22 protein-coding genes are annotated in these 26,196 nt (G+C 36.9%); 13 read left to right on the top strand and 9 right to left on the bottom strand.

Annotated features, from left to right (window positions below; translation table 11 throughout):
* The first annotated feature begins 58 nt into the window (after positions 1-58).
* The 4 genes from mnmG to ACFIK6_RS00480 are packed head-to-tail and all read left to right on the top strand — an operon-like array spanning position 59 to position 4,324.
* A complete protein-coding gene (gene mnmG / locus ACFIK6_RS00495) occupies positions 59-1,927 on the top strand; it encodes a tRNA uridine-5-carboxymethylaminomethyl(34) synthesis enzyme MnmG (protein WP_375677268.1) in 1,869 nt (622 codons plus the stop codon).
* A complete protein-coding gene (gene rsmG / locus ACFIK6_RS00490) occupies positions 1,927-2,574 on the top strand; it encodes a 16S rRNA (guanine(527)-N(7))-methyltransferase RsmG (RefSeq protein ID WP_375641263.1) in 648 nt (215 codons plus the stop codon). Before mnmG ends, rsmG begins: the two co-directional genes overlap by 1 nt.
* Positions 2,575-2,580: 6 nt before the next feature.
* Positions 2,581-3,378, top strand: a complete 798-nt coding sequence (locus ACFIK6_RS00485) for a ParA family protein (RefSeq protein ID WP_273722360.1) — start codon at positions 2,581-2,583, stop codon at positions 3,376-3,378.
* Positions 3,379-3,418: 40 nt separating this feature from the next.
* Positions 3,419-4,324, top strand: a complete 906-nt coding sequence (locus tag ACFIK6_RS00480; RefSeq protein ID WP_375641261.1) for a ParB/RepB/Spo0J family partition protein — start codon at positions 3,419-3,421, stop codon at positions 4,322-4,324.
* 23 nt (positions 4,325-4,347) lie between these two features.
* Here ACFIK6_RS00480 and ACFIK6_RS00475 read toward each other — a convergent pair whose 3' ends face one another.
* The 7 genes from ACFIK6_RS00475 to dapF form a co-directional block, all read right to left on the bottom strand.
* Entirely contained in the window at positions 4,348-4,815 is a 468-nt protein-coding gene (locus tag ACFIK6_RS00475) for a hypothetical protein (RefSeq protein ID WP_375641259.1), read from the bottom strand.
* 196 nt (positions 4,816-5,011) lie between these two features.
* Positions 5,012-5,509 (bottom strand): hypothetical protein, encoded by a 498-nt coding sequence (locus ACFIK6_RS00470; protein ID WP_404977316.1) that lies wholly within the window; start codon positions 5,507-5,509, stop codon positions 5,012-5,014.
* Positions 5,510-5,511: 2 nt separating this feature from the next.
* Positions 5,512-6,273 (bottom strand): hydroxyacylglutathione hydrolase, encoded by a 762-nt coding sequence (gloB, locus tag ACFIK6_RS00465; RefSeq protein WP_375641256.1) that lies wholly within the window; start codon positions 6,271-6,273, stop codon positions 5,512-5,514.
* Between the two features lie 61 nt (positions 6,274-6,334).
* The gene (locus ACFIK6_RS00460; protein WP_375641254.1) at positions 6,335-7,021 is read right to left on the bottom strand and encodes a septation protein A; all 687 of its coding nucleotides are present in this window, start codon (positions 7,019-7,021) and stop codon (positions 6,335-6,337) included.
* Positions 7,018-8,271 carry a signal recognition particle-docking protein FtsY gene (gene ftsY, locus ACFIK6_RS00455; RefSeq protein ID WP_375641252.1) on the bottom strand — a complete coding sequence of 418 codons (1,254 nt, stop codon included), beginning with the start codon at positions 8,269-8,271 and terminating at the stop codon, positions 7,018-7,020. The genes ACFIK6_RS00460 and ftsY overlap by 4 nt, the downstream gene beginning before the upstream one ends.
* Positions 8,272-8,285: 14 nt before the next feature.
* Complete coding sequence (gene mtaB / locus ACFIK6_RS00450; protein ID WP_375641250.1) at positions 8,286-9,569, bottom strand: tRNA (N(6)-L-threonylcarbamoyladenosine(37)-C(2))-methylthiotransferase MtaB; 1,284 nt, start codon at positions 9,567-9,569, stop codon at positions 8,286-8,288.
* Positions 9,569-10,420, bottom strand: coding sequence for a diaminopimelate epimerase (gene dapF / locus ACFIK6_RS00445; protein ID WP_375641248.1), 852 nt, complete (start codon positions 10,418-10,420; stop codon positions 9,569-9,571). Before dapF ends, mtaB begins: the two co-directional genes overlap by 1 nt.
* A gap of 225 nt (positions 10,421-10,645) precedes the next feature.
* Between dapF and ACFIK6_RS00440 the strand changes: the two genes are divergently transcribed.
* From ACFIK6_RS00440 to lpdA, 8 genes are all read left to right on the top strand, one after another.
* Positions 10,646-11,191 carry an AprI/Inh family metalloprotease inhibitor gene (locus tag ACFIK6_RS00440; protein WP_375641246.1) on the top strand — a complete coding sequence of 182 codons (546 nt, stop codon included), beginning with the start codon at positions 10,646-10,648 and terminating at the stop codon, positions 11,189-11,191.
* Positions 11,192-11,290: 99 nt separating this feature from the next.
* Complete coding sequence (gene zapE, locus ACFIK6_RS00435) at positions 11,291-12,490, top strand: cell division protein ZapE (RefSeq protein ID WP_375641244.1); 1,200 nt, start codon at positions 11,291-11,293, stop codon at positions 12,488-12,490.
* Positions 12,491-12,778: 288 nt separating this feature from the next.
* Positions 12,779-13,741: a malate dehydrogenase gene (gene mdh, locus ACFIK6_RS00430; protein ID WP_375641242.1), complete on the top strand. Its 963-nt coding sequence runs from the start codon at positions 12,779-12,781 to the stop codon at positions 13,739-13,741.
* Positions 13,742-13,830: 89 nt separating this feature from the next.
* The gene (gene sucC / locus ACFIK6_RS00425) at positions 13,831-15,027 is read left to right on the top strand and encodes an ADP-forming succinate--CoA ligase subunit beta (protein ID WP_375641240.1); all 1,197 of its coding nucleotides are present in this window, start codon (positions 13,831-13,833) and stop codon (positions 15,025-15,027) included.
* A gap of 3 nt (positions 15,028-15,030) precedes the next feature.
* Positions 15,031-15,933, top strand: a complete 903-nt coding sequence (gene sucD / locus ACFIK6_RS00420; protein WP_375641238.1) for a succinate--CoA ligase subunit alpha — start codon at positions 15,031-15,033, stop codon at positions 15,931-15,933.
* A 165-nt stretch (positions 15,934-16,098) separates the two neighbouring features.
* A complete protein-coding gene (locus ACFIK6_RS00415; RefSeq protein ID WP_375641236.1) occupies positions 16,099-19,098 on the top strand; it encodes a 2-oxoglutarate dehydrogenase E1 component in 3,000 nt (999 codons plus the stop codon).
* A gap of 32 nt (positions 19,099-19,130) precedes the next feature.
* Positions 19,131-20,342, top strand: coding sequence for a 2-oxoglutarate dehydrogenase complex dihydrolipoyllysine-residue succinyltransferase (gene odhB, locus ACFIK6_RS00410; protein WP_375641234.1), 1,212 nt, complete (start codon positions 19,131-19,133; stop codon positions 20,340-20,342).
* Positions 20,343-20,373: 31 nt separating this feature from the next.
* On the top strand, positions 20,374-21,780 hold the full coding sequence (lpdA, locus tag ACFIK6_RS00405; protein ID WP_375641232.1) for a dihydrolipoyl dehydrogenase: 1,407 nt from the start codon (positions 20,374-20,376) through the stop codon (positions 21,778-21,780).
* Between the two features lie 1,152 nt (positions 21,781-22,932).
* On the opposite strand, the gene ACFIK6_RS00400 is transcribed toward lpdA, so the two are convergent.
* The gene (locus tag ACFIK6_RS00400) at positions 22,933-24,171 is read right to left on the bottom strand and encodes a saccharopine dehydrogenase NADP-binding domain-containing protein (RefSeq protein ID WP_375641230.1); all 1,239 of its coding nucleotides are present in this window, start codon (positions 24,169-24,171) and stop codon (positions 22,933-22,935) included.
* Between the two features lie 53 nt (positions 24,172-24,224).
* Positions 24,225-25,322: a carboxynorspermidine decarboxylase gene (locus tag ACFIK6_RS00395; RefSeq protein ID WP_375641438.1), complete on the bottom strand. Its 1,098-nt coding sequence runs from the start codon at positions 25,320-25,322 to the stop codon at positions 24,225-24,227.
* 151 nt (positions 25,323-25,473) lie between these two features.
* Between ACFIK6_RS00395 and ACFIK6_RS00390 the strand changes: the two genes are divergently transcribed.
* Entirely contained in the window at positions 25,474-25,971 is a 498-nt protein-coding gene (locus ACFIK6_RS00390; RefSeq protein ID WP_375641228.1) for a BA14K family protein, read from the top strand.
* Positions 25,972-26,196: the final 225 nt, after the last annotated feature.

Raw genomic sequence — 26,196 nt, 5'->3', positions numbered from 1 at the left:
TGTAATTTATATACTGTTTCACGTGAAACCTTAGAATATTTTCTACGGAATGAATAAAATGCAATCATATGATGTTGTTATTGTTGGCGGTGGTCATGCTGGCTGTGAAGCTGCTTCAGCTTCAGCGCGTGTAGGAGCTAAAACGGCGCTTATTACACATAAAATATCAGCACTGGGAACAATGTCGTGTAATCCTGCTATTGGTGGTCTTGGAAAAGGGCATCTAGTTCGTGAAATAGATGCGTTGGATGGTCTCATGGGAAGAGCAGCAGATGCTGCTGGAATTCAGTTTAGATTACTTAATAGACGTAAAGGACCGGCAGTAAGAGGACCACGGACACAGGCGGATCGACGACTTTATAAAAAAGCAATTCAAGAATTATTAAAAGAACAAGAAAATCTTACTCTTATTGAGGATGAAGTTATTGATCTGGTCGTTAAAAATAATTGTGTATCAGGTGTTATTTTAAAAAAACAAGCAACAATTTTATCTGGAGCTGTTGTTTTAACAACAGGGACATTTTTAAATGGTTTTATTCATATTGGTGATAAAACATGGGCTGCTGGACGGATGGGAGATCAGTCAAGTTTGCAACTTGCTAAACGTTTAAAAAATTATAATATAAAACTTGGTCGATTAAAAACAGGAACTCCTGCTCGCTTGAGTAAAAAAACAATTGCTTGGGATCATCTTCCAAAACAACAAGCAGATGAAAATCCCATTCCCTTTTCTCTTTTAACAGAGAAAATTGAACAACAACAAATTGAATGTGCAATAACACGTACAAATGAGAAAACACATCAAATTATTCGCGAGAATATTTATCGTTCTGCTTTATATTCTGGAAATATTGAAGGGTTAGGACCACGTTATTGTCCTTCTATTGAAGATAAAATTGTTAAATTTGGAGAACGTGATGGACATCAGATCTTTCTGGAACCAGAAGGATTAAATGATGATACTGTTTATCCAAATGGTCTTTCTACTTCTCTTCCTGAAGATGTGCAAATTTCTCTATTGAAAACCATTGAAGGATTGGAAAATGCTATAGTTTTACAACCTGGTTATGCTATTGAATATGATTTTGTTAATCCACAACAATTAACGAGAAGCTTAGAATTACGCTCTTTACCTGGTTTGTTCTTAGCAGGCCAAATTAATGGTACAACAGGATATGAGGAAGCAGCAGCACAAGGACTTTTAGCTGGATTAAATGCGGCACGTAAAGTAGGTAAATTAGATGAAATATTTATAAGTCGTTCTACTGCTTATATTGGTGTTATGGTTGATGATTTGGTTTCACGTGGTGTTTGTGAACCTTATAGGATGTTTACATCACGTGCTGAATTTCGTTTATCTTTACGATCTGATAATGCTGATGCGCGTTTAACACCTTTGGCACAAAAATGGGGTATTGTTAGTAAAATACGTTGGGAATGTTATCAGAAAAAACAACAACGGCTTGATCAAGCGCGATCAATATGTCAAAATCTTTTTTTAACACCTAATGAAGCTTCTGCTCATGGGTTACACGTTAATCATGATGGAATTCGACGTTCGGCCTATGATTTTCTTGCTTATCCTCATATGACTTTAGAGCGTCTTTCAGATTTTTGGCCACAATTACGAACAATTAATTCTAAAACAGCAGAATCTTTAGAAATTGAAGCACAATATGCGGTTTATTTAGATAAACAAGCACAAGATATTGCCTCTCTTCAGAGAGATGAGCGTTTAGAAATTCCTTCTTCTCTTGATATTCAAGCAATTTCAGGTCTTTCAAATGAACTTAAATCAAAAATTAAAGAAGTGTCGCCGCGTTCAATTGCTGATGCACAAAAAATTGATGGTATGACACCCGCCGCGTTATCGCTTATTATTACATATATTCAACGTAAACGACGTGAAAAGGCTAAAATAGCTTAATGAATTTTTCTACAGAAAAAAAATATCAACAATTATTAAATATTGTTCCTTCTGTTTCACGTGAAACGATGGAAAATTTAATTCAGTTTGAGTCTTTAATACTTCAATGGAATGCGCATATTAATTTGATATCTGCTACAACAATACCAGATCTATGGACACGGCATATTCTAGATTCAGCACAAATTTTTCCTTTGTATTCTCATTCTTTGCATTGGTGTGATCTAGGATCAGGAGGAGGTTTTCCTGCAATTGTGATTGCTATCTTTTTGAAAGAAAAAAGAGCAGGACATATTAATCTTGTTGAAAGCAATGGAAAAAAAGTTGCTTTTTTGCGAACAGTTATTGCTCAACTTAATCTTCCAGCAACAGTTTATCACGCTAGAATTGAAGATATATATCAAAAAATTCCCATATTTGATATTATAACGGCACGGGGATTAGCGCCGCTCAATACTCTTTTACAACTTATTTTTCCGTTATTAACAGAAAAAACAATCGCTCTTTTGCAAAAAGGTCGGGATTACGATACAGAAATAAAAAATGCCTCTGCCAATTGGCGATTTGATCTGTTAAAACATAAAAGTAAAGTTGATGAAAATTCTGTTATTTTAGAAATTTCTCATATTAGATCATATAGAGGGTAGAGCAAAATGAGCGAAACACGAATTATCGCTATTGCAAACCAAAAGGGTGGAGTCGGAAAAACAACCACAGCAATTAATCTTGCAACAGCTTTAGCGGCTATTGGTGAAAATGTCCTGATTATGGATGTTGATCCACAAGGTAATGCTAGTACAGGTTTAGGGATTGATCGTAATAACCGTCCTTTGTCTTCTTATGATGTTTTGGTCTCGGGCGTTTCAATTACACAGGCGGCTTTAAAAACAGCAGTACCCAATCTTTATATAGTTCCCTCTACACTTGATCTTTTGGGGGTGGAAATGGAAATTTCTTCATCACAAGATCGCATACAACGCTTACGTAAGGCTCTCTATGATGATCCGGAAATGGAAAAAAAATTCAATTATATTTTAATTGATTGTCCTCCCTCCCTTAATCTTTTAACACTTAATGCTATGGGAGCCGCAGATTCTGTTTTAGTGCCTATGCAGTGTGAATTTTTAGCACTTGAAGGTTTAAGTCAATTACTTGAAACAGTAAAACAAGTGCGATCCGTACTTAATCCATCTTTAGAAATTCAAGGTATTGTTCTAACAATGTATGATGGACGTAATAATCTTTCAAATCAAGTTGTTGAAGATGTACGTTCTTTTATGGGAGATAAAGTTTATCGTACTGTTATTCCACGAAATGTAAGAGTATCAGAAGCGCCTTCTTTTGGAAAACCTGTATTGCTTTATGATCTCAAATGTGCTGGGAGCCAAGCTTATTTGCGTCTAGCATCAGAAATGATTCAACGTGAAAAACAAGCACGTGCTGCTGCTTAAAAATGGAAAAAAATTATAAGAAAACTCAAAGAGCAAAATTATGAATGATGATCAATCAAAAAAAAGACTGGGTCGTGGATTAGCGGCATTAATTGGGGATATCAGTTTAAACAATGATCTTACACGTTCATCAAATACTGACAAATTTATAGAGTCCAATATAGTTTCTCCTATTTCTGAACGATTTGTTCCACTTGAATCTATTTCATGCAATCCACATAATCCGCGACGCCATTTTACTGATTCAGAACTTGATAATTTAGCACAATCAATTCGTCAGCACGGTGTTGTCCAACCTGTTATTGTAAGACCTTTAAAAGATTATCCTCATCGGTTTGAATTGATCGCTGGTGAACGTCGTTGGCGTGCTGCACAGCGAGCCAATTTAAATAAATTACCGGTTATTGTTCGAGATGTAGATGATAAAACTGCTTTGGAATTGGCTATTATTGAAAATGTTCAGCGTGCAGATCTTAATCCTATAGAAGAAGCAAAGGGATATGATATGCTCCTAAATGAACATGATTATACACAAGTAGATTTAGCACAAGTTATTGGAAAAAGTCGTAGTCATGTTGCAAATACGCTTCGTTTGTTAAAACTTCCAGAAAAAGTACAACAATTCTTAATTGATGGACAACTCTCTGCAGGTCATGCACGTTGTCTTATAACCGTTGATGATCCACAAAATTTAGCTGAGAAAATTATTAGTGAAGGGCTTTCAGTACGTCAAACAGAAATACTTGCATATGAGAAAGCCAATCCTAAAGCTAAAAAGCGTACCAATACGGAAAAAGATACTGAAACAAAATCTTTAGAAAAATTACTTGCAGATGTGATAGGAATGAAAGTTATTATTCGACATGGTAAGAAAGGTGGCGATTTAAAAATACATTACTCTTCATTAGAACAATTAGATGAAATTTGTCGACGTTTACAAAGTTAATCAATTGTTCTAAAAAGATTTTTTTAACAGTTATCTTTTAAAATTTTGATTATTCTATACATATGCTCTTTAGCAAATTCTATATTGCTTGAAGGCAAAACGTTTTTTTCATAAGTAGATTTTTCCTCATCAGTAAGTACATACAATGTAGCTTGAAGAGCTAGGTGAGCAACAACAAAATCTTTCGGTGTGAGATTATTTTCTTTCAAAATATTTACAAGTTTTGGATTATTAGAAATATAGGCAGCGTATTTTTCAATATTGTCATCATAAGTACTGAGATCACTTTTTGTATTTGTTTGTTCTGGTTCTGAAGGTAATTTTTTACATTCTGCTTTGATTTTTTCCATCTTTAAAAGAAGATCTTCTGTTAAGGGATAATTTGCAATGAAAGGTGGTATAAAAGAAGGATCATCTATTTCTTGTTTATTTTCTTGAGCGTATGATGCAAAAGGAAAAATGAAGAAAAAACACACTAAAAATTTAAACATGACTAAAAATTATCCTTTCTTTTTTGAATTTCAATAAAGATTTTTTCGTCGGTTATTCGTTATTTGTAGAAAAACGCTTGTAAATATAATCAAAATAAAAGCAATTATTTGGAATGATAAAAACACTGTGATTTTTTGATGCACTGACTTCTTTATTAGATTAGTGGGATGATATTTTCTAACCTTTCATAACTGATTAGTTGCTCAAAATGAGTTTTTCACAGCTATCTAAAAGAAATGTTGCTTTGTAAAAATGTTTTTTAACAAATTCAATATTGTTTAAAAAGATAGTATTTTTCTCAGTAGAATATTCCTGTTCAGGTACAAATGTAAGAAGCGTTGATATTTCTTTGAGTGCTAAGGTTCCTGCAGCAAAATCTTTTGGCGTGATATTATTTTCTTTTAAAATATTTACAAATTTTGGTTTACTAGAAATATAAGTAGCATAGTTTTCAATACTAGAGTGGATAATAGAATCATAAGTGATAAGATCATTTTTTGTTTCTGGAAGTAAATTTTTACATTCTTTTTCGATTTTTTCCAGCTTTAAAAGAAAATCTTCTGTTAAGGGATAATTTGCAATGAGAGGTGATATAAGAGAAGAATTATTTGTTTCCTTTTCTTCTGCCATTGTTAGTTGAATATGTATCACGAAAAGAAAAAAGAGAAACAAACGTAATACGAACTTAAGCATGGTTAAAATTTATCCTTTCTTTTTCGAATTTCAGCAAAAACTTCTTCATCTGTAGCATTGGTCATTGAGAGGTTCTCTCTGATTGCAGGATTATCCCAACGAAGAAAGGGATTTGTTGTTTTTTCTTGTCCTAAAGTGACAGGTAAAGTCATGGCATTTCCTGCACGCAATAAAAAAACTTCCTCTATTCTTTGGTGGAGCTTTTTATTATGTGGATCAATTGTTAGCGCAAAAAAAGCATTGTTTTTTGTATACTCATGTCCACAATAGAGAAGTGTTTCATCAGGAAGGTTACGAAGTTTTTTTAAAGAATTTAGCATTTGTGCAGCTGTTCCTTCGAAAAGACGTCCACAACCAAGTGAAAAAAGTGTATCTCCAGCAAAAAGTACACCTTTCTCGGGAAGGTAATAAGATAATGCGCCTAAAGTATGACCAGGTGTTGAAAGAGCTAAAAGCGGGTGCGTGCCAAAGAAAAGATTTTCATCAGGTTGAAGTGTTCGATCAAGATGATTAATCTTTTCTTTCTCTGCTTCTGGTCCAATAACGATAGCCTTATAAACTTGTTTTAATTCTTCTAGGGCTTCTACATGATCATGATGATGATGAGTTACAAAAATAGTCTGAAGTGTCCAGTTACGACGTTTTAAGGCGTTATGAATTGCTTCACTTTCAGGCGCATCAATTGCAGCTGTCATACCACTTTTTTCATCATGAATGAGTACACCGAAATTGTCTTCTCGACAAATAAACTGTTCAATCAACATATTTTTTCTCCCGAACAGTGTTTGGTGATGAATCTATAAAATAATCGGTAGTAGTGATTTTTTAAGAATCAGATTTTTCCTCTTCTGTAAAAAGTCCTTTTGAATGTTTTATAATTATAGGCATTTGGGTAAGCATGAAAAGGACTGTTATAGGCATGACGCCAAATACTTTGAAACTTGTCCAGAAATTATCGCTAAAATTACGCCAAATTATTTCATTCAAAAGGGCAAGAAAAATGAAAAAAAACGCCCAACGATAGGTAAGTTTTTGCCAACCTAAATCATCAAGTTTTAAGGTAGAATCAAGAGCATAACGTAAAAGTGGTTTTTTAAAAAACATCCCACCAAAAAGTATAAAAGCAAATAAGCTATTAATGATTGTTGGTTTCATTTTTATGAAAGTTTCATTATGAAGCCAGAGAGTTAGAAAGCCAAAAACTAAAACAAATATTCCAGAAATAAGAGGCATAATAGGAATTTGTCTTGCAAGGATCCATGATAAGCTTAGAGAAATAATAATCGCTACCATGAAAATAGCTGTTGCAGGGAAAATAGATTTGTTAAAGTTTTGAAAAAATCCAATGTTTTTTATCAGCCACTCTCCCTTATAATTGGCAAAAAAGAAGGCAACCAATGGACCCATTTCCAAAAAAAACTTAAATGTTGGTGAGAGAGAGGGTTTCTTATTGTTATTCATATTTTTTTCAGAATTATTGTGTGAATTAGGGTTAGATAAAGGCTGTTTCATGTATGTTTTCCTGCGATAGTTTCGGCAAAGTCAGAAGCAGAAAAGGGTTGAAGGTCTTCAATATCTTCTCCTATACCGATAAAATAAACGGGTAATTTATATTTTGCTGCGATAGCGACAAGAATTCCTCCTCGTGCGGTTCCATCCAGCTTTGTCATAACTAAACCATTAACACCAGCAATCTCACGGAAAATTTCCACTTGGTTAAGTGCATTTTGTCCGGTAGTTGCGTCGAGCGTTTGAAGGATTGTATGGGGTGCTTGGGGTGTGTGTTTTTTTAAAACACGAATAATTTTTGCCAACTCATCCATCAATTCAGATTTATTTTGTAAACGCCCTGCTGTATCAATAATTAAGACATCACTGTTTGCTTTTTTTGCTTTTTCATAAGCATCAAAGGCTAAGCTGGCAGCGTCTGCCCCCAATTTTGTCGAAATAACAGGAGAATCAGTACGTTTACCCCAAATATGTAGTTGCTCAATAGCTGCGGCTCTGAAAGTATCACCAGCTGCCAGCATGACCTTTAATCCCCCTGCTGTTAATTTTGCTGCAAGTTTTCCGATTGTTGTCGTTTTTCCAGTGCCATTTACACCTACCAGCAAAATAACATGAGGCTTATAGCTGAGATCAAGCTCTAATGGCATTGCAATAGGTTCCAGAACTTTTTTAACCTCATCAGCTACAATAGTATGAATATCATCTGGGGAGAGGTCTTTTCCGTAACGATTGGAAGCTAAAGCATTTGTGATGCGTGTTGCTGTCTCTACCCCAAGATCAGCTTGGATAAGAATATCTTCGAGCTCTTGCAATGTATCTTCATCAAGTTTTCTTTTAACAAAGAGATCGCTAATTGATCCGCTTAGGCGCTGTGAAGAAAGGGACAGACCTTTTTTAAGGCGCCCAAACCACACTATCTTTTTTTGTTCAACAGAAGGCTCAGATAAAATTTCTTCATTCTTTTTTTCACGGATGTTGTCTGTGACAATAATTTTACCAGAAAAGGGAATTTTATCAGAATGGGATTCTAGAAATGGAGATTTTTCATCATATTTTGTAAGTGTTGACTCTTGATTTTTTGTTTGTTGTTCTTTTTCTGTGTCTATAGAGATTTGGTTATTTTTTGTCCTTTCATTTTTGTCTTTATTCTCTTCTATTATATCGCTTTTATCAGGAATAGAAATCTGTTGTTCCATTTCCTGCTCTTGAGATTTGTTAAAAGAGAATATTTTTTTTATAAAAGATTTAGCCATAAGAATTTTCCTGCTCAAGCAGCGTTTAATTTTGGAAGGACAGCAATCAGTTTATCGCCGTCATGATTAACGATAAGGGCTTGAACAATTGTTCCTGCTTTTGCACCTTTAACTTGTACAAGAGTATAATCTTCTGTTCGTCCGATTTCATCTTTTTCAACGAGAATTGTTTGTAGGCTGTTTTGTAAATGAGTAAGATGCTTTTGGTAAGCTTCCTCACCTGCTTTACGTAATTTTTCAGCACGCATCTTAACTATTTTGCGGTTGATTTGTGGCATACGTGCGGCAGGTGTTCCTTCTCTTGGACTAAAGGGGAAGACATGGAGATGGGTTAAATTACAATCTTTGATTAAAACAAGACTGTTTTGAAACATCTCTTCTGTTTCTGTAGGAAAACCAGCAATTAAGTCAGCACCATAAACCATAGTAGGACGTTTGGCACGCAATTCTTGGCAAAATTGAATGGCATGTTCGCGTAAGTGTCGCCGTTTCATCCGTTTTAAAATCATATTATCACCTGCTTGCAAAGATAAATGCAAATGGGGCATAATCCTTGTTTCATAAGCTAAAAGATTGATGAGTTCTTCGTCTGCTTCAATAGAGTCAATAGATGAGAGGCGTAATCGCGCTAAGTCAGGGATATGATGCAAAATTGCTGAAGTTAATTTTCCTAGAGTAGCTTTTCCAGGAAGATCGTGGCCATAACTTGTAAGGTCAACACCTGTAAGGACCACTTCTTGGATACCGTCATCTATCAGCTTTTTAATTTGTTCTATGACAGCGCCCATGGGAACTGAACGAGATGGTCCTCTTCCATAAGGAATAATGCAAAATGTACAGCGATGATCACATCCGTTTTGTACCTGTACAAAAGCGCGGGTGCGCTCTTGCATTGCACTGACCATATGTGGAGCAATTTTTTGTACTTCCATAATGTCATTGATACGCACCTTTTCAGAATGGTTAATACCAAAATCAGGAAGTTGACGATAAGAATGGGCGTGAAGTTTATCTTCGTTTCCTAAAACGAGATCCACTTCTGTCATTGAGGCAAAATTTTGTGTTTCTGTTTGGGCTGCACACCCCGTTACAATGATACGCGCATGAGGATTTTCACGTCGTGCTTTGCGGATAGCTTGTTTTGCTTGTCGTACGGCTTCGGCAGTGACAGCACAGGTATTAAAGATAATAGCACCATCTTTAAGCTGATCTAGCCCTGAAGAAGTACTTTCTTTGCGAATGATTTCCGATTCGTAACTATTAAGTCGACAACCAAAAGTTACAATTTCTATAGCCATCAGGAGTGATCCTTTTTGTAGCACCCTGTTAAAGGGCTTAAAAAACCACTAAATTGATATTTTATTGGTCCTGTCATAATAACGTGATCGTCTTCTCGGTAAAAAATATTAAGTATTCCCTTTGGTAAGTTTACATCAACATGGCGTTGTGTAAGACCACGACGATAAGCAGCCACTGCACTTGCACAAGCAGCACTCCCACATGCTTGTGTTAATCCTGCTCCTCGCTCCCATGTACGTAAATTTAGACTTTTCTTTGACGTTATGCAAGCAATGGAAATATTGCACCGTTCTGGAAACAGGGGATCATGTTCAAGTTTTGGCCCATATTTTTCTAATGGAATATGTTGAATATCATTTTCAACAAAAAAGATAGCATGGAGATTGCCAACGGATATGAGACAAGCATCTTTTAGGGGACCAGCCGTAATTTCTACGTGATTGGTATCGACTATTTCACGTGAAACAGGCATCTCTTTTGCATTGAAATTTGGGCATCCCATATCAACAGAAATGAGATTATCGGTTTGGTATTTCCCTTCAATAATTCCAGTGGGAGTTTCTAAACGAAATTTTTCACCAAAATTGTGATCTTTAAGCCATGCAATGACACAGCGGGTACCATTACCACAAGCTTTAGCCATTGATCCGTCGGTATTCCATATTTCGACCCGGAAGTCGGCTTTTTTCTGGGTTGGTGTGTGGATAGCCATGATTTGATCAAAATGCATTTCAGGATCTGCTGACAAAGCAAGGATTGCTTGTGGTGTAAGAGCATGAGTGCTTTCACGCATATCAACAACAATAATTTGATTTCCAAGACCGTCCATTTTGCTAAATGGCGTTTTCATGAAACTTCTCTATTTCTAATGATTACTTATAAAGGGATATATGGCTGAAAATCTTATAAATTTCTAGTGTTTAATAAATATAAAATCAGGTACATAAATTATTTCTTTTAAAATAAGCGATTTTAACCTGTTTTTTTTAATTTGTTAATTTATCTTTGTAACTATAACAAATATTCACTTAATTTTTTTGTGAACTTATTTATTGTCGTGGGAGAGAGTACAGATATGTCGTTTTCAAAAATTTCGTTTTTCGTTGCACTATCAACTGTAATGCTTTTAGGGGGATGTTCAACAACACGGTTTGACGGTAATGACGATAGTAACGCATTAGAAGTTTTTTATCCATCTCAACAAATGACAATATTGGAAGCGTCTGATCTGTCGTCTACTTCTTCGTCAATATCTGAAGATGCAAACGCTTCGATGTATGAAAAAGGAGATTCTCAGAGCGATGGACGAATGGCTAGTCTCGAATTGCCAAGTAATGCTACTGATTTATTTCCTGCAAGTATTGCTGGCGTATGGAATCTTTCTATGGGAGGAAAAGTTTGCCGGATTGCAACTCCACAAACAAAGTTTGGACAAGGGTACCGTGCTGGTCCTTTACACTGTCCAGGAATTGCTTCCCAAGTGAGATCGTGGGCTGTTAAAGGAAAAAGATTATATTTTTATAATAACTCTGGACGTGTTATCCTTGTCCTTTATTCTTCAAATGTTGATCGTTTTGAGGGACGTACACTTGATGATCATCCCGTTGTTTTAAGTCGTTAAATCATTTTTGATCGTTTATCAAAAAAATAAGTTAGACGGACAGATTCGTGAAAAGTCTTTGTATTTTTCATTGAGATCGGTTTGAAAAAGGTTTTTTGGATGATTCTCGTTTCAAAACGTTATAAAGAGATTGTCTCTAAAGGAGAGATTTGTTTTGATCCCGCTCAATTAGCTATAACAGAATATTTTGATCATTTATTAAAAAAAATAGCAGAACAAAACATCTCTCGTCCTTGGACTTGGATATTCTTCTCTTTCTTTAATAGAATATTTAAAAGGAAAAAACAAAGTATTTCTTGTGTTGTAAAACAAGGAGATGAAACAGGTTTTTTTCAGGGATTGTATATTTATGGTGAAGTAGGGCGGGGTAAAACCATGCTGATGGATTTGTTCTTTTCTTGTTTGCCTAAAGATCATAAAAAGCGTGCCCATTTTAATGATTTTATGGCTGATGTGCATGAACGTATTAATTTTTATCGTCAAGAATCTGGGTGTGCAAAATTTAAACAAGATAATCCTATTTTAGCTGTTGCTGAAGATCTTGCACGAGAAGCAAAGGTACTTTGTTTTGATGAGTTTAGTGTAACGGATATTGCTGATGCTATGGTATTGGGACGGCTTATTTCTGCTTTGTTTGATAAAGGAGTTTTCTTTATTGCGACCTCAAATGTGGCGCCGGATAACCTTTATTGTAATGGTTTAAATCGTGAACTCTTTTTGCCTTTTATTCAAGTTTTGAAAGCATATGTTCGTGTTGTTAATCTTGATGCAAAAACAGATTATCGCCTTGAAAAATCAAATCTACAACAGGTGTATGTGTCGCCGTTGGGGGTTCAAGCAAATGAATATATGGATCAAGCATGGGCACTTGTATTACAAGGACATAAGGAGATATCTGATGAGCTTTCTATAAAAGGGCGCCTTATTCCTATTCCGCGCGTTGGTGCAGGATGTGCACGCTTTGATTATAGAGATTTATGTGCAAAGCCTTTGGCAGCGGCTGAGTATTTGGTATTAGGGGAGCGTTATCATACGATTTTTATTGATAATGTACCGGTTATGGATGATACATGTCGCAATGAAACAAAACGGTTTATTTTGCTTATTGATATTCTTTATGAGCGCCACATACGGTTATTTATGTCGGCAGCGGCAGAGGTGGGGGATTTGTATAAAGGGCATGCGCAAATTACGGAAACATTTGAATTTCAAAGAACACAGTCACGTCTTTTTGAAATGCAAAGTCACGATTATTTAAAACTTTGGGAAGAACATTTTCTTTTGAAGAAGAAGCATTGATTATACTTTTACCTTTACGTAAACTGTAAAAACAATAACTCTTTGAAATTAAAGAAATGTAATAATTCTGTTGTATTTTTTTTAAATTCACTTTATCGATACATCGTGATAATTTTCTAATAGTTGTTTCAGCGGAGGGTTGTTGTTTCTGTAAGGAGAAAAATTTGTAAATTTCATTTCTTTACTCCTTTTTATGATATTGTTTGAATATGGTTGAAGTCAAAAATATTCAGTATAGGGACGCTGATGGGTGTGCGCTGAATTATCTAAAAGTTAGGAAAAAATAAAATGGCACGAAAAAAAATAGCTCTCATTGGTTCAGGTATGATTGGTGGTACTTTAGCACATATTATTGGGCTTAAAGAACTTGGTGACGTTGTTTTATTTGATATTGCGGAAGGTGTACCACAAGGTAAGGCTCTAGATATCGCCGAATCTTCACCTGTTGACGGTTTTGATATCAGTCTAAAAGGTGCTAATGCTTATGAAGCAATTGAAGGCGCTGATGTTGTTATTGTAACAGCAGGTGTTGCGCGAAAACCTGGTATGAGCCGTGATGAACTTTTGGGCATTAATTTAAAGGTTATGGAACAAGTTGGCGCTGGAATTAAAAAATACGCTTCTTCAGCATTTGTTATTTGTATTACCAATCCCCTTGATGCGATGGTATGGGCATTGCAAAAATTTTCAGGTCTCCCTACTCATAAAGTGGTTGGTATGGCCGGTGTTCTTGATTCAGCACGTTTTCGTTATTTCTTATCTGAGGAATTTAAGGTTTCTGTTAAAGATGTGACAGCGTTTGTTTTAGGGGGCCACGGTGATTCAATGGTTCCTCTCATGCGTTATTCAACGGTTAGTGGTATTTCTTTGCCTGATCTTGTAAAAATGGGCTGGACAACACAGGAAAGAATTGATCAAATTATCAAGCGTACCCGTGATGGCGGTGCAGAAATTGTTGGTTTGTTAAAAACAGGTTCTGCTTATTACGCACCAGCAGCTTCTGCTGTTTCTATGGCTGAAGCCTATCTAAAGGATACTAAGCGTGTTGTGCCTGTTGCAGCTTATCTTTCAGGAGAATATGGAGTTAATGATACCTACGTTGGTGTTCCTGTTGTACTGGGTGCAGGTGGTGTTGAGCGAGTCATTGAAATTGATCTTGATAAAGAAGAAAGAGGTGCTTTTGATCATTCAGTAAATGCGGTTAAAAAGCTTTGTGAAGCTTGTATTGCTCTTGTGCCTAGTCTCAAGTAAATTGAACAAGATTTAATTCATTAAAATAAGTATTTAGAATATTAAAACTTTAGGATTAATAATGATCCATAAAAGAAAAGGACAAATGCATGAATATCCATGAGTATCAGGCCAAACGTCTGCTTCATGAATATGGAGCACCAATTGCAAATGGTGTCGCTGTTTATTCTGTAGAGCAAGCTGAAAAATGGGCGGAAAAATTGCCCGGACCTCTTTATGTGGTTAAAAGTCAGATACACGCTGGTGGCCGTGGTAAGGGTAAGTTTAAAGAACTTGGTCCTGATGCAAAGGGTGGTGTTCGGCTTGCACAATCTGTTGAAGAAGTTGTTGCAAATGTTCAAGAAATGCTTGGAAAAACTTTGGTAACCAAACAAACAGGTCCAGAAGGTAAGCAGGTCAATCGCCTTTATATTGAAGACGGTGCCGATATTGAACGGGAGCTTTATCTTTCGCTTTTGGTTGATCGTAGTGTTGGTCGAATTGCTTTTGTTGTTTCAACAGAAGGTGGAATGGATATTGAGACGGTTGCTGAAGAGACACCAGAAAAAATATTCACGCTTCCCATTGATGTTGTAGAGGGTGTTACTTCTGCTGATTGTGCAAGACTTTGTGATGCGTTGAAACTACAAAGTAGTGCGCGAGAAGATGGTGAAAAGCTTTTTCCAATTCTCTATAAGGTATTTTGCGAAAAAGATATGAGCCTTTTAGAAATCAACCCGCTTATTGTGATGAAGGATGGTCGTTTACGTGTTCTTGATGCTAAAGTTTCTTTTGATAATAATGCTTTGTTCCGTCATCCAGATATTTTAGAGTTGCGTGATCTTTCAGAAGAAGATCCAAAGGAAATAGAAGCGTCAAAGCATGATCTTGCTTATGTTGCTCTTGAGGGTACGATTGGTTGCATGGTTAATGGTGCAGGTCTTGCTATGGCAACGATGGATATCATTAAGCTTTATGGAGCTGAGCCTGCAAATTTTCTTGATGTTGGTGGTGGAGCTTCAAAAGAAAAAGTGACAGCTGCTTTTAAAATTATTACGGCCGATCCAAATGTTAAGGGCATTTTGGTTAACATTTTTGGTGGTATTATGCGTTGTGATGTCATTGCTGAAGGTGTGGTTGCTGCTGTTCGTGAGGTTGGTTTAAAGGTTCCCTTGGTTGTTCGTCTTGAAGGCACTAATGTTGAGCAAGGTAAAGCAATTATCAATGACAGTGGTTTGAATGTTATTCCTGCTGATGATTTAGATGATGCTGCCCAAAAGATTGTTGCAGCCGTGAAGGGAGCTTAAGCTATGTCGATTCTTGTGAATAAAGAGACAAAAGTTCTAGTTCAAGGGCTTACAGGAAAAACAGGAACATTTCATACAGAACAGGCGCTTGCTTATCATGGTACGCAAATGGTTGGTGGCGTTAATCCTAAAAAGGGTGGAGAAACATGGGAAGGTTCAAAAGACGAAACTCTTCCGATCTTTGCTAATGTTGCAGAAGCAAAAGAAAAAACAGGCGCAGACGCTTCCGTTATTTACGTTCCTCCTGCAGGGGCTGCAGCAGCTATTATAGAAGCTATAGAAGCTGAAGTTCGTTTAATTATCTGTATTACGGAAGGTATTCCCGTTATGGATATGGTTAAAGTGAAGGCGCGATTAGAAAATTCAAAGTCTCGTCTTATTGGACCTAATTGTCCCGGTATTCTTACACCAAATGAATGTAAAATTGGTATTATGCCTGGTTCTATTTTTAGAAAAGGTTCTGTTGGTGTTGTCTCGAGGTCGGGAACTTTAACTTATGAAGCCGTTTTTCAAACGAGTCAGGAAGGTCTCGGGCAAACAACTGCGATAGGGATTGGTGGCGATCCTGTTAAGGGCACTGAATTTATTGATGTGTTGGAAATGTTTTTAGCGGATGATGAAACTCAGTCTATTGTTATGATTGGGGAGATTGGTGGTTCTGCTGAAGAAGAAGCAGCACAGTTTCTGAAAGATGAAGCAAGAAAAGGTCGTAAAAAACCAGTTGTTGGCTTTATTGCTGGCCGTACAGCTCCTCCAGGACGTACAATGGGACATGCTGGTGCTGTTATTTCTGGTGGTAAAGGTGGAGCAGAAGATAAAATTGCGGCAATGGAATCAGCGGGGATTCGAGTGTCTCCTTCACCATCACAGATAGGTAAGACCTTGATGTCAGTTTTGAAAGGCTAAAAGAAAATTTCACCTGGATAAGAAAAAGTTCTTAGATTCAGGTGAAAAAAACTTGAGTATAAAAAGGTAAAACTTTTTTAAATGTTCGAATCATTGCTTGTTTTGTAAGCATTTAAAGGTCGAAAAGAGATATAAGGAGACGGAATAGATGTTCCGGAGAGGTATATGGCAAGGCAGGACGAAATAAATAGCCTTTTTGCACAGACATCATTTCTTTATGGTGGCAATGCGGATTATATAGATCAACTTTATGCTCAATATGAAAAAGATCCTACCAGTGTTGATTCACAGTGGCGTGCTTTTTTTGAAGGACTTCACGATAATAAAGAAGATGTTCTCAGAAATGCTGAAGGGGCGACATGGCAAAGTGATCATTGGCCAGTAAAGGCAAATGGAGAATTGGTTTCTGCTCTTGATGGTGATTGGTCTTCTCTTGAAAAATATCTTGGTGATAAATTAAAGGAAAAAGCAATAACAGGTGCTGCACAAAAGGGAAAAACTTCCAGCGAGCAAGATATTATTCGTGCAACACGTGATTCCGTTCATGCAATTATGATGATTCGTGCGTTTCGAGCACGGGGGCATCTTCGGGCAAAGCTAGACCCTCTTCAATTGGCCGAAAAACAAGAAGATTATAAGGAACTTTCTCCAGAAGCTTATGGTTTTACTCCAGCTGATTACGAGCGTCCCATTTTTATTGATAATGTTTTAGGGTTGGAATATGCAACTATTCCACAAATGCTTGAAATTCTCAACCGTACTTATTGTTCAACAATCGGTGTGGAATATATGCATGTTTCTGATCCGGTTCAGAAAGCATGGCTTCAAGAACGCATTGAAGGAAGAGATAAAAAAAATTCTTTCACACAACAAGACAAGAAAGCTATTTTGAATAAGCTTATTCAGGCAGAGGGATTTGAACAGTTTTTAGATACTAAATACAAAGGTACAAAGCGTTTTGGACTCGATGGTGGTGAGGCGCTGATTCCCGCTCTTGAACAGATTATCAAATGTGGTAGTGCTTTAGGGGTTAGGGAAGTTATTTTAGGAATGGCACATCGTGGTCGTTTAAATGTTCTTTCACAAGTTCTTTCCAAGCCGCATAGGGCTATCTTTCATGAATTCAAAGGAGGATCTTATAAGCCTGATGATGTGGAGGGATCCGGTGATGTTAAATATCATTTGGGAACTACCGCTGATCTGGACTTTGATGGTAAAAAAGTTCATTTATCGCTGTTGGCCAATCCATCTCATCTTGAGATTGTTGATCCGGTTGTTATGGGAAAAGCACGTGCTAAACAAGATCAACTTATGGGGCCTGCGCATACTGATTTACTCCCATTAAGTGAGCGTTCAAAAGTGATGCCATTGCTTATTCATGGTGATGCTGCTTTTGCAGGACAAGGCGTTATCCAAGAAACTTTTGGTCTTTCAGGTCTTAAAGGTTATCGTGTTGCAGGCTCACTTCATGTTATTATTAATAACCAGATTGGTTTTACAACATCTCCACGTTTTTCGCGTTCTTCGCCTTATCCATCAGATGTCGCAAAAATGATTGATGCACCAATTTTCCATGTAAATGGCGATGATCCTGAGGCAGTTGTTTTTGTTGCCAAAATAGCAACAGAATTTCGCCAAATTTTCCATAAACCAGTGGTTATTGATATGTTTTGTTATCGCCGTTATGGGCATAATGAAGGTGATGAACCTTCCTTTACGCAGCCGCTTATGTATAAAGCAATTCGTAATCATAAAACAACACTTCAACTTTACAGTGACCAATTGGTAGCAGAAGGGGTGGTTTCTTTAGAAGAGATTGAGCAACAAAAAAAATTATGGCGCGATAAGCTTGAAGGTGAACTTGAAGCAAGTGCTTCTTATAAACCTAATAAGGCTGATTGGCTTGATGGAAGCTGGACGGGACTCAAAGCTTTTAGTAGTTCTGATGAGCAGCATTCTAGAACAACCGGTGTTGAATTAAAAATTTTAAAGGAAATTGGTCAGAAAATTGTTGAAATTCCGTCAGATTTTCATGTTCACAAAACCATTCAACGTTTTTTAAATAATCGTGCTAAAATTTTTGAAACTGGTGAAGGTGTTGACTGGGCAACCGCTGAAGCTTTAGCTTTTGGTTCACTTTGTTTGGAAGGAGCACCGGTTCGTCTTTCCGGTGAAGATGTTGAGCGGGGAACTTTTTCACAACGCCATTCCGTTCTTTATGACCAAGAAAATGAGGCGCGTTATATTCCTTTGAATCATTTACAAAAGGGTCAAGCGCTTTATGACGTTGTTAATTCTATGCTTTCTGAAGAAGCTGTTCTTGGTTTTGAATATGGATATTCTCTTGCTGAACCACGAGGATTAACACTTTGGGAAGCACAATTTGGTGATTTCTCTAATGGTGCACAGGTCATTTTTGATCAATTTATTTCATCTGCAGAGCGTAAGTGGCTTCGTATGTCTGGTCTTGTGTGTTTATTGCCTCATGGTTTTGAAGGGCAAGGGCCGGAGCATTCTTCTGCACGTTTAGAACGGTTTCTTCAACTTTGTGCGGAAGATAATATGCAGGTTGCTAATTGTACAACCCCTGCAAATTATTTTCATATTTTGCGTCGACAAATTAAGCGTGATTTCCGTAAGCCATTGATCTTAATGACACCGAAATCACTTTTGCGTCATAAGCGAGCTGTTTCACTTCTCAATGAAATGGGGCCAGAAACAAGTTTCTGTCGTGTATTGCTTGATGATGCAGAATGTCTCAAAGATTCTGTCATTAAGTTGCAAAAAGATAATAAAATTCGCCGTGTCGTTCTTTGTACTGGTAAGGTTTATTACGACCTTTATGAAGAACGTGAAAAAAAGGGTATTGATGATGTTTATCTCCTTCGTGTTGAACAGCTTTATCCTTTCCCTGCAAAAGTTTTGGTGAATGTGTTGTCGCGCTTTTTGCAGGCGGAAGTTTTTTGGTGCCAAGAGGAACCAAAAAATATGGGGGCTTGGTCATTTATTGAGCCTTATTTGGAATGGGTTTTGACGCATATTAATGCGCAATATTCACGTGCTCGTTATGCAGGACGTCCTGCGAGTGCGTCACCAGCCTCTGGGTTAATGGTGAAACACCTTGAACAACTGGCTGCGTTTCTTAAAGACGCGTTAGGTTCTTAATTTATTACTACTCTGATGTATGGAAAAATATTATGACTACTGAAATTCGTGTTCCTACTTTGGGCGAATCGGTTACCGAAGCAACGGTTGGCAAATGGTTTAAAAAACTTGGCGAAGCTGTCGCTATGGATGAGCCTTTGGTTGAATTAGAAACTGATAAGGTAACCGTTGAAGTTCCTTCTCCTGTTGCGGGGAAATTATCTGAAATCATTGCAAAAGAAGGCGATACGGTTGAAGTAAAGGCTCTTTTAGGAGTGGTGAAAGCTGGAGAAGCTGGTGTCTCCCAATCATTTTCACCTTCTGCTACACTTGTTCCAGCGGCTGCATCTGAATCGGAGAAGCCTGCTTCGAGCAGTACAATGCCTCCTTCTCCTTCAGCAGCAAAATTGATGGCTGAAAATAATGTTACAAAAAGCGATATTTCAGGTTCTGGAAAACGTGGACAAATTCTTAAAGAAGATGTTCTTGGTGGATTAAAACAAAGTACAAATGCCCCTACACCCTCTTCTTCTGCGACAAGTTCTTCGGCAACTCCTATCCAAGAAACACGTGAAGAGCGGGTTCGCATGACGAAATTGCGTCAAACAATTGCTCGCCGTCTTAAAGATGCACAAAATGTAGCAGCAATGTTAACCACATTTAATGAGGTTGATATGTCAGCTGTGATGGATTTGCGTAAGCGTTATAAGGATCTTTTTGAAAAGAAACATGGTGTTAAACTTGGTTTTATGGGTTTTTTTACCAAGGCTGTTTGTCATGCATTAAAAGAACTTCCTGCTGTTAATGCCGAGATTGATGGGACAGATATTGTTTACAAAAACTATGTCAATGTTGGAATTGCTGTTGGAACGGATAAAGGGCTTGTTGTTCCAGTCGTGCGAGATGCAGATCAAATGTCATTGGCAGAGATTGAAAAAGAAATTGGGCGTTTGGGGCGCCTTGCGCGTGATGGAAAATTAGCCGTTTCTGATATGCAGGGCGGGACTTTTACCATTACCAATGGTGGTGTGTATGGATCGTTGATGTCAACACCGATTTTGAATGCACCACAATCTGGTATTTTGGGAATGCATGCGATTAAAGAGCGAGCAATGGTTGTTGAGGGCCAAGTTGTGATCCGCCCCATGATGTATTTAGCGCTTTCTTACGATCACCGTATTGTGGATGGGCAAGAAGCTGTAACTTTCCTTGTACGTGTTAAGGAAAGCTTAGAGGATCCGGAACGCCTTGTTCTTGATTTGTAAAATACAGTTTTCAGGATGAAAGGAGAAACGGATGTCTTATGATGTGGCTGTGATCGGAGCAGGTCCAGGTGGTTATGTAGCAGCAATAAAGGCGGCACAACTAGGACTTAAAGTAGCGATTATTGAAAAGCGTACAACATTAGGAGGAACATGTCTCAACGTTGGTTGTATTCCTTCTAAAGCGTTGTTGCATGCTTCAGAAGTGTTTTCTGAAACCCAGCATGGTTTTGAAACGCTTGGTATTTCTATTGGTAAATCTAAGCTTAATCTTGAACAAATGATGGTTCATAAGAAAGCTGTGGTGACAGCCAATACAAGTGGTGTTTCCTTTTTGATGAAAAAAAATAAAGTTGATACTTTTTTTGGGACAGCCAAAATTTTGAGTGCGGGTCATGTGGAAGTTGTTGCCAGAGATGGTAATAAACAAACAATTGAAACAAAAAATATTATTATTGCTACCGGTTCAGAAAGTTCAGGCATTCCAGGGGTGAATGTTGAAATTGATGAAAAGACTATTGTTTCTTCTACGGGAGCTCTTTCACTTGAAAAAGTACCAGCGCATATGATTGTAGTAGGTGCTGGTGTTATTGGTTCAGAACTTGGATCAGTTTGGAGCCGTTTAGGTGCTAAGGTAACCATTATTGAGTATCTTAATAAAGTTTTGGGCTCAATGGATGGTGAAGTTTCACGGCAATTTCAGAAATTAATGGAAAAACAGGGAATAGAATATAAGACGGGAACAAAAGTAACAGCTATTACACAATCTGGCTCAACTGCTCAGGTGACTTTTGAAGCCGTCAAAGGTGGTGCAGCTGAAACTTTAGAGGCTGATGTTGTGCTCATTGCTACTGGGCGTTCTCCGTATACAGAGGGGCTTGGCTTACAAGAGGCTGGTGTTCAGTTAGAGGAACGTGGTTTTATTGCAATTGATGCCCATTGGCAGACGAATGTTCCAGGAATTTATGCGATTGGTGATGTCGTTAAAGGGCCAATGTTAGCGCATAAAGCAGAGGAAGAAGGCGTTGCGGTGGCAGAAATTTTGGCAGGTCAAAAAGGGCATGTTAATTTTGATGTTATTCCTAGTGTTGTTTATACACAGCCGGAAATTGCGAGTGTAGGCAGAACAGAAGAAGAGCTAAAAACTGCTGGTATTGAATATAATGTTGGCAAGTTTCCTTTTATGGCCAATGGTCGTGCACGTGCAATGCAAAAGAGTGATGGGTTCGTTAAAATCCTTTCTGATAAAAAAACAGATCGGGTATTAGGGGGGCATATTCTTGGGTTTGGTGCTGGTGAAATGATCCATGAAATTGCAGTTTTGATGGAATTTGGTGGTTCATCAGAAGATCTGGGACGTTGTTGCCATGCGCATCCTACCTTATCAGAAGCCGTGCGTGAGGCAGCTTTGGCAACATTTGCTAAACCACTTCATATTTAAAAAGCTTTTAGAAAGTACATTTTAAAAGGTTCTGGGAGCAGAAAATATTTGTGAAGCATGCAACAATATTTTAAAACTTTAAAAAGGAATATAACCAATTGTATTGAAGTGTTCCATTTGTTGTATGCTTTTCGATAATTACTGTTTTAGAACTCTGTTGTATAGTTTTGATTGATTATCCTGTTGTACACTATTGTTTAGAGCGGTGGTGTTTGGTTTATGTAAAGTTTTACATATAGGGTGGTTTTTATACTGTTATAAAATATTTAAGATAGGATTCTGAGTTTATTTGCGTGCTTTGTTTTAAGAAAACATCTCTCAAAATGCACAAATCCACTTCACGATGGTGATCGTGAATGGTATCGCTGTAAAGTTCCTCTTGAAATATATAAATTGCATTCAAACTGTTATAAGATCTATTGTGCACTATCATCTTTCTGTTTAGTAAAAGTACACACTGGCATTATAATACACTTTTTCAGTTCTCAATATTGCTAAAGCTCTTTATTATTTGAGAGTTTTCATAAGAGAATTTTTATTCTGTTCTTTTATCATTTTACCTCACACGCTCGTTTTGTTTGTGATGTGCAGACAAAATATTTTAATTGCATCAATGTGAGAGAGTTTGTGATTAAGAGAATCTTACAGTATTCAGCGTTATGAATCAAGTTAAAATGATGTTTTATTGTTATAAATCAACATGTTATATATGATGATGAATCATATAAAGAGGGAAGACAAGAGGAATTTGTTCAAAGAAATTGAATTGTTTAATGATTGGTGTGGGTTAAGGATCTTTGTCATTTAAGATGAAGAGGGGAGGGGTTGTATATTCTACAAAATACCGCTCTTCTTTAAAAGAGCGGTATTTTTATATCTTTTGTTTATGACACTATCTTTTTGATGATAATGACAAGTTATACAGTATGATTAAATTAGCTTTTTCTTCTCTGTTTTTCTTGATCATCGCTATGTCTAAAAAGATGATATGTCTCTTCTTTAAGGCTGTTAAGAAATCGCAATGTTGCCAAAATATAACGAATAGCTAAAATTTTTTGAAAACCATAATTACATGAGAATATTAAATTTGTTTTCAGTAGGTTGTTTTATGATAACTTAAAGAATCAAGCATATGCTTTCTATAGGTGTAAGTTAAAATTCTAATTTTGTATCCTCTTGTTGTTTTCTTATAAAAGTGGGAAGCCCCATATGATCAAGATATTTAAGGAAAGGGCGGGGTGATAATTCTTCTACATTGACCATAGTTTTAACATCCCATTCGCCTGTGGCAATAAGAAGGGCTGTTGCGGCTGCTGGTACGCCAGCTGTATAGGAAATGCCTTGTGCTCCAGTTTCATGAAAAGCTTGTTTGTGATCGGCTATGTTATAGATAAAAATTTCTCGCGAGTGTCCATCTTTTTCGCCTTTAATAAGATCTCCGATACAGGTTTTTCCTGTGTAGTCTGGGGCGAGAGAGGAAGGGTCGGGTAAGACGGCCTTCACAACTTTCAAGGGCACGACTTCTTGACCTTCTGCCGTTTTAATGGGTTGTTCAGATAAGAGTCCGAGGTTTTTTAGAACCGTAAAAACAGTGATATAACGATCACTAAATCCCATCCAGAAACGAACATTCTCTACATCAAGATTTTTGGAAAGTGAATGAATTTCATCATGTCCTGTCATATAGGCTTTTTGTTTTCCAACAACGGGAAGATCCCATTCATGGCTGATTTCAAACATTTTATTGGAAGTCCATTTTTTATTTTGCCATGACCATACTTGTCCTGTAAATTCACGGAAGTTAATTTCTGGATCAAAATTTGTAGCAAACCAACGCCCATGATTTCCGGCATTAATATCAATAATATCAATATCTGTGATTTTATCAAAATAATCATCGCGCGCTAATGCTGCATAAGCATTCACTACACCTGGGTCAAAACCTGCTCCTAAAATAGCGGTTATACCAGCTTTTTCACATTCTGGACGCCGAGGCCATTCATAATTGCCATACCAAGGAGGTGTTTCACAAATTTTCAATGGGTCTTCATGGATTGCGGTATCGATATAAGCGCATTTGGTTTCAATACAAGCTGAAAGAACAGACATATTAAGAAAGGCAGAACCAACATTAATGACAATTTCGCATTTGGTCTTTTGGATGAGCTTTATAGTTTCTTCTACATTCATGGCATTGAGCGAATGGCTTTTGAGAACACCTTGCTCTTTCATTGTGTTTTTTTCTTTAATAGAAGCAATGATGGCTTCACATTTTTTGAGTGTTCGTGAAGCAATATGAATTTCACCAAAAATATCGTTGTTTTGAGCACATTTGTGTGCAACAACTTGTGCAACACCTCCAGCACCAATAATGAGAACATTTTTTTTCATTGTAGGTTTATCTCCTTTTTAATACTGTTGCATGACGTTTTTATGGTTGATCTTTATGAAAGGCTTTCCTGATAGTCGTTATAGCTAAATTGGCGTTGAAGTGTTAATGTACCATCGCACTCTTTGAGAACAATAGCAGGCATTGTAACGCCATTAAACCAGTTTTTCTTGACCATTGTATAACCTGCTGCATCCTGAAAAGACAGTCTATCGCCTATTTTAAGAGGTTTTTGAAATTGAAATGTTCCAAAAACATCGCCGGCAAGACAAGATTTTCCACAAATCATAATTTCGTGTGGTCCTTGATTGGGTTCTAATTTGGCATTTTCACGATAAATGAGAAGATCAAGCATATGAGCTTCAATGGAGCTATCGACGATGGCTAGATTCTTTTCATTATACAATGTGTCAAGAACACTGACTTCTAATGTGGTGCTTTTGGTAATAGCAGCTTCTCCTGGTTCTAGAAAAAGAGTAACACCATGGGTTTTAGAAAATTGTTTTAAGCGTTTTGCGAAAGCTTCTAGAGGATAATTTTCAGCCGTAAAATGGATACCACCGCCAAGGCTTATCCAGTCAACCGCAGCGAAAAGTTCTGCAAATTTTTCTTCCATATACCCAAGCATTTGGTTAAAAAGATTAAAATCAGCATTTTCGCAATTATTATGGATCATCAGGCCATTTATGAGAGGTAAAACTTCTTTTATAGCGCTTTGATTGGTTTCGCCTAAGCGGCTAAAAGGGCGGGAAGGGTTGGCAAGATCAAAATTGGATGCGCTGATTCCTGGATTTAACCTTAAACCTCTTTGAATGGTTTTTGTTGCATCAGAAAAACGTTGAAGCTGTTGGATTGAGTTAAAGATAATTTTGTCTGCATAGCCACAGGCTTCATCAATTTCATGATCGGCCCAAGCAACCGAATAGGCATGGGTTTCTTTGCCAAATTTTTCTCTTCCTAAACGCAATTCATACAGAGATGATGATGTGGTTCCATCCATGAATTCAGACATTAAATCAAAAACACTCCATGTGGCAAAACATTTTAAAGCAAGTAAAATTTTAGCTCCGGACATTTCCCGTAAACGAGAAATTGTTTGCATGTTTTTGATGAGTTTCGATTTGTCTATAAGGTAATAGGGGGTTTTTATCATCATTTATTCATTCTTTTTTGAAGGATCTTATTGCCAAGATCAACGTTTAGTACAAAGAGTAACAGAATGTCTCAAGAAAAGAATCTGTTTCTGTCTAGCAAGAGAAAGGCTTTCTGTAATTACTGTTATTTATTATGTTGAGTTTTTTGTTATGAGTATGAAAAAAAAATTATGTTACGCTTTAGCTTTTGTATTTGTTAGCAGTTTTTTCATTATAACAACCACTCTTGTTAATTGGGGGCAAAATAGGAGTGATGCTAAAGCCAAACTGGTTACTCAGACTTCTGTCCAAGATAGTTCGGTGCCTTTGATTTTTACGGGGCGTAGAGAAATTAATGGTTTTAAAGGTTATCGTCATTATCGGCGTGGTTATCGTAAATACAGTGATAATTGGTGGTATCCTGAAATGGCATTTGTTACATCACCGCACTTAAGCACAAAAGGCGCATCATTAAAAGTTGTATCAAATGCTAAAAAAGTATTTTTAACGTCTTCTTCGGAAAAATTAGAAAAAAAAGAGCCATGGATGCTTAAACAACATATTGAATCTTGCCGTGCGCGTTATCGCTCTTATAATAAAATTGATAATAGTTTTCAGCCTTTTCATGGGGGGCGTAAGCAGTGTTTATCACGCTTTTTTAAAGGATAGAAATTAAATAAAATTTTAATTGCTTCTTGTCGTGGGCGTTATTGTTCTTACAATAAAGAGAAAACTTGTGTGGTGCGCAGTATTGTTATGCAAGCATTGTTTTTTTTAAAATTTAAATGCTTTTAAGTTTTATTAAATCTTATTATCATTAAGTGTGGAATGGGGGGGGTGAGAATATAAGTTTTTGTTTTGTCGATGACAAAATATTAAGGCAAAATGGAGTTT

The sequence above is a fragment of the Bartonella sp. AS69XJJH genome, from assembly GCF_042195585.1.
GTDB lineage: Bacteria > Pseudomonadota > Alphaproteobacteria > Rhizobiales > Rhizobiaceae > Bartonella.
This window is presented reverse-complemented; position numbering and strand designations above follow the sequence as displayed.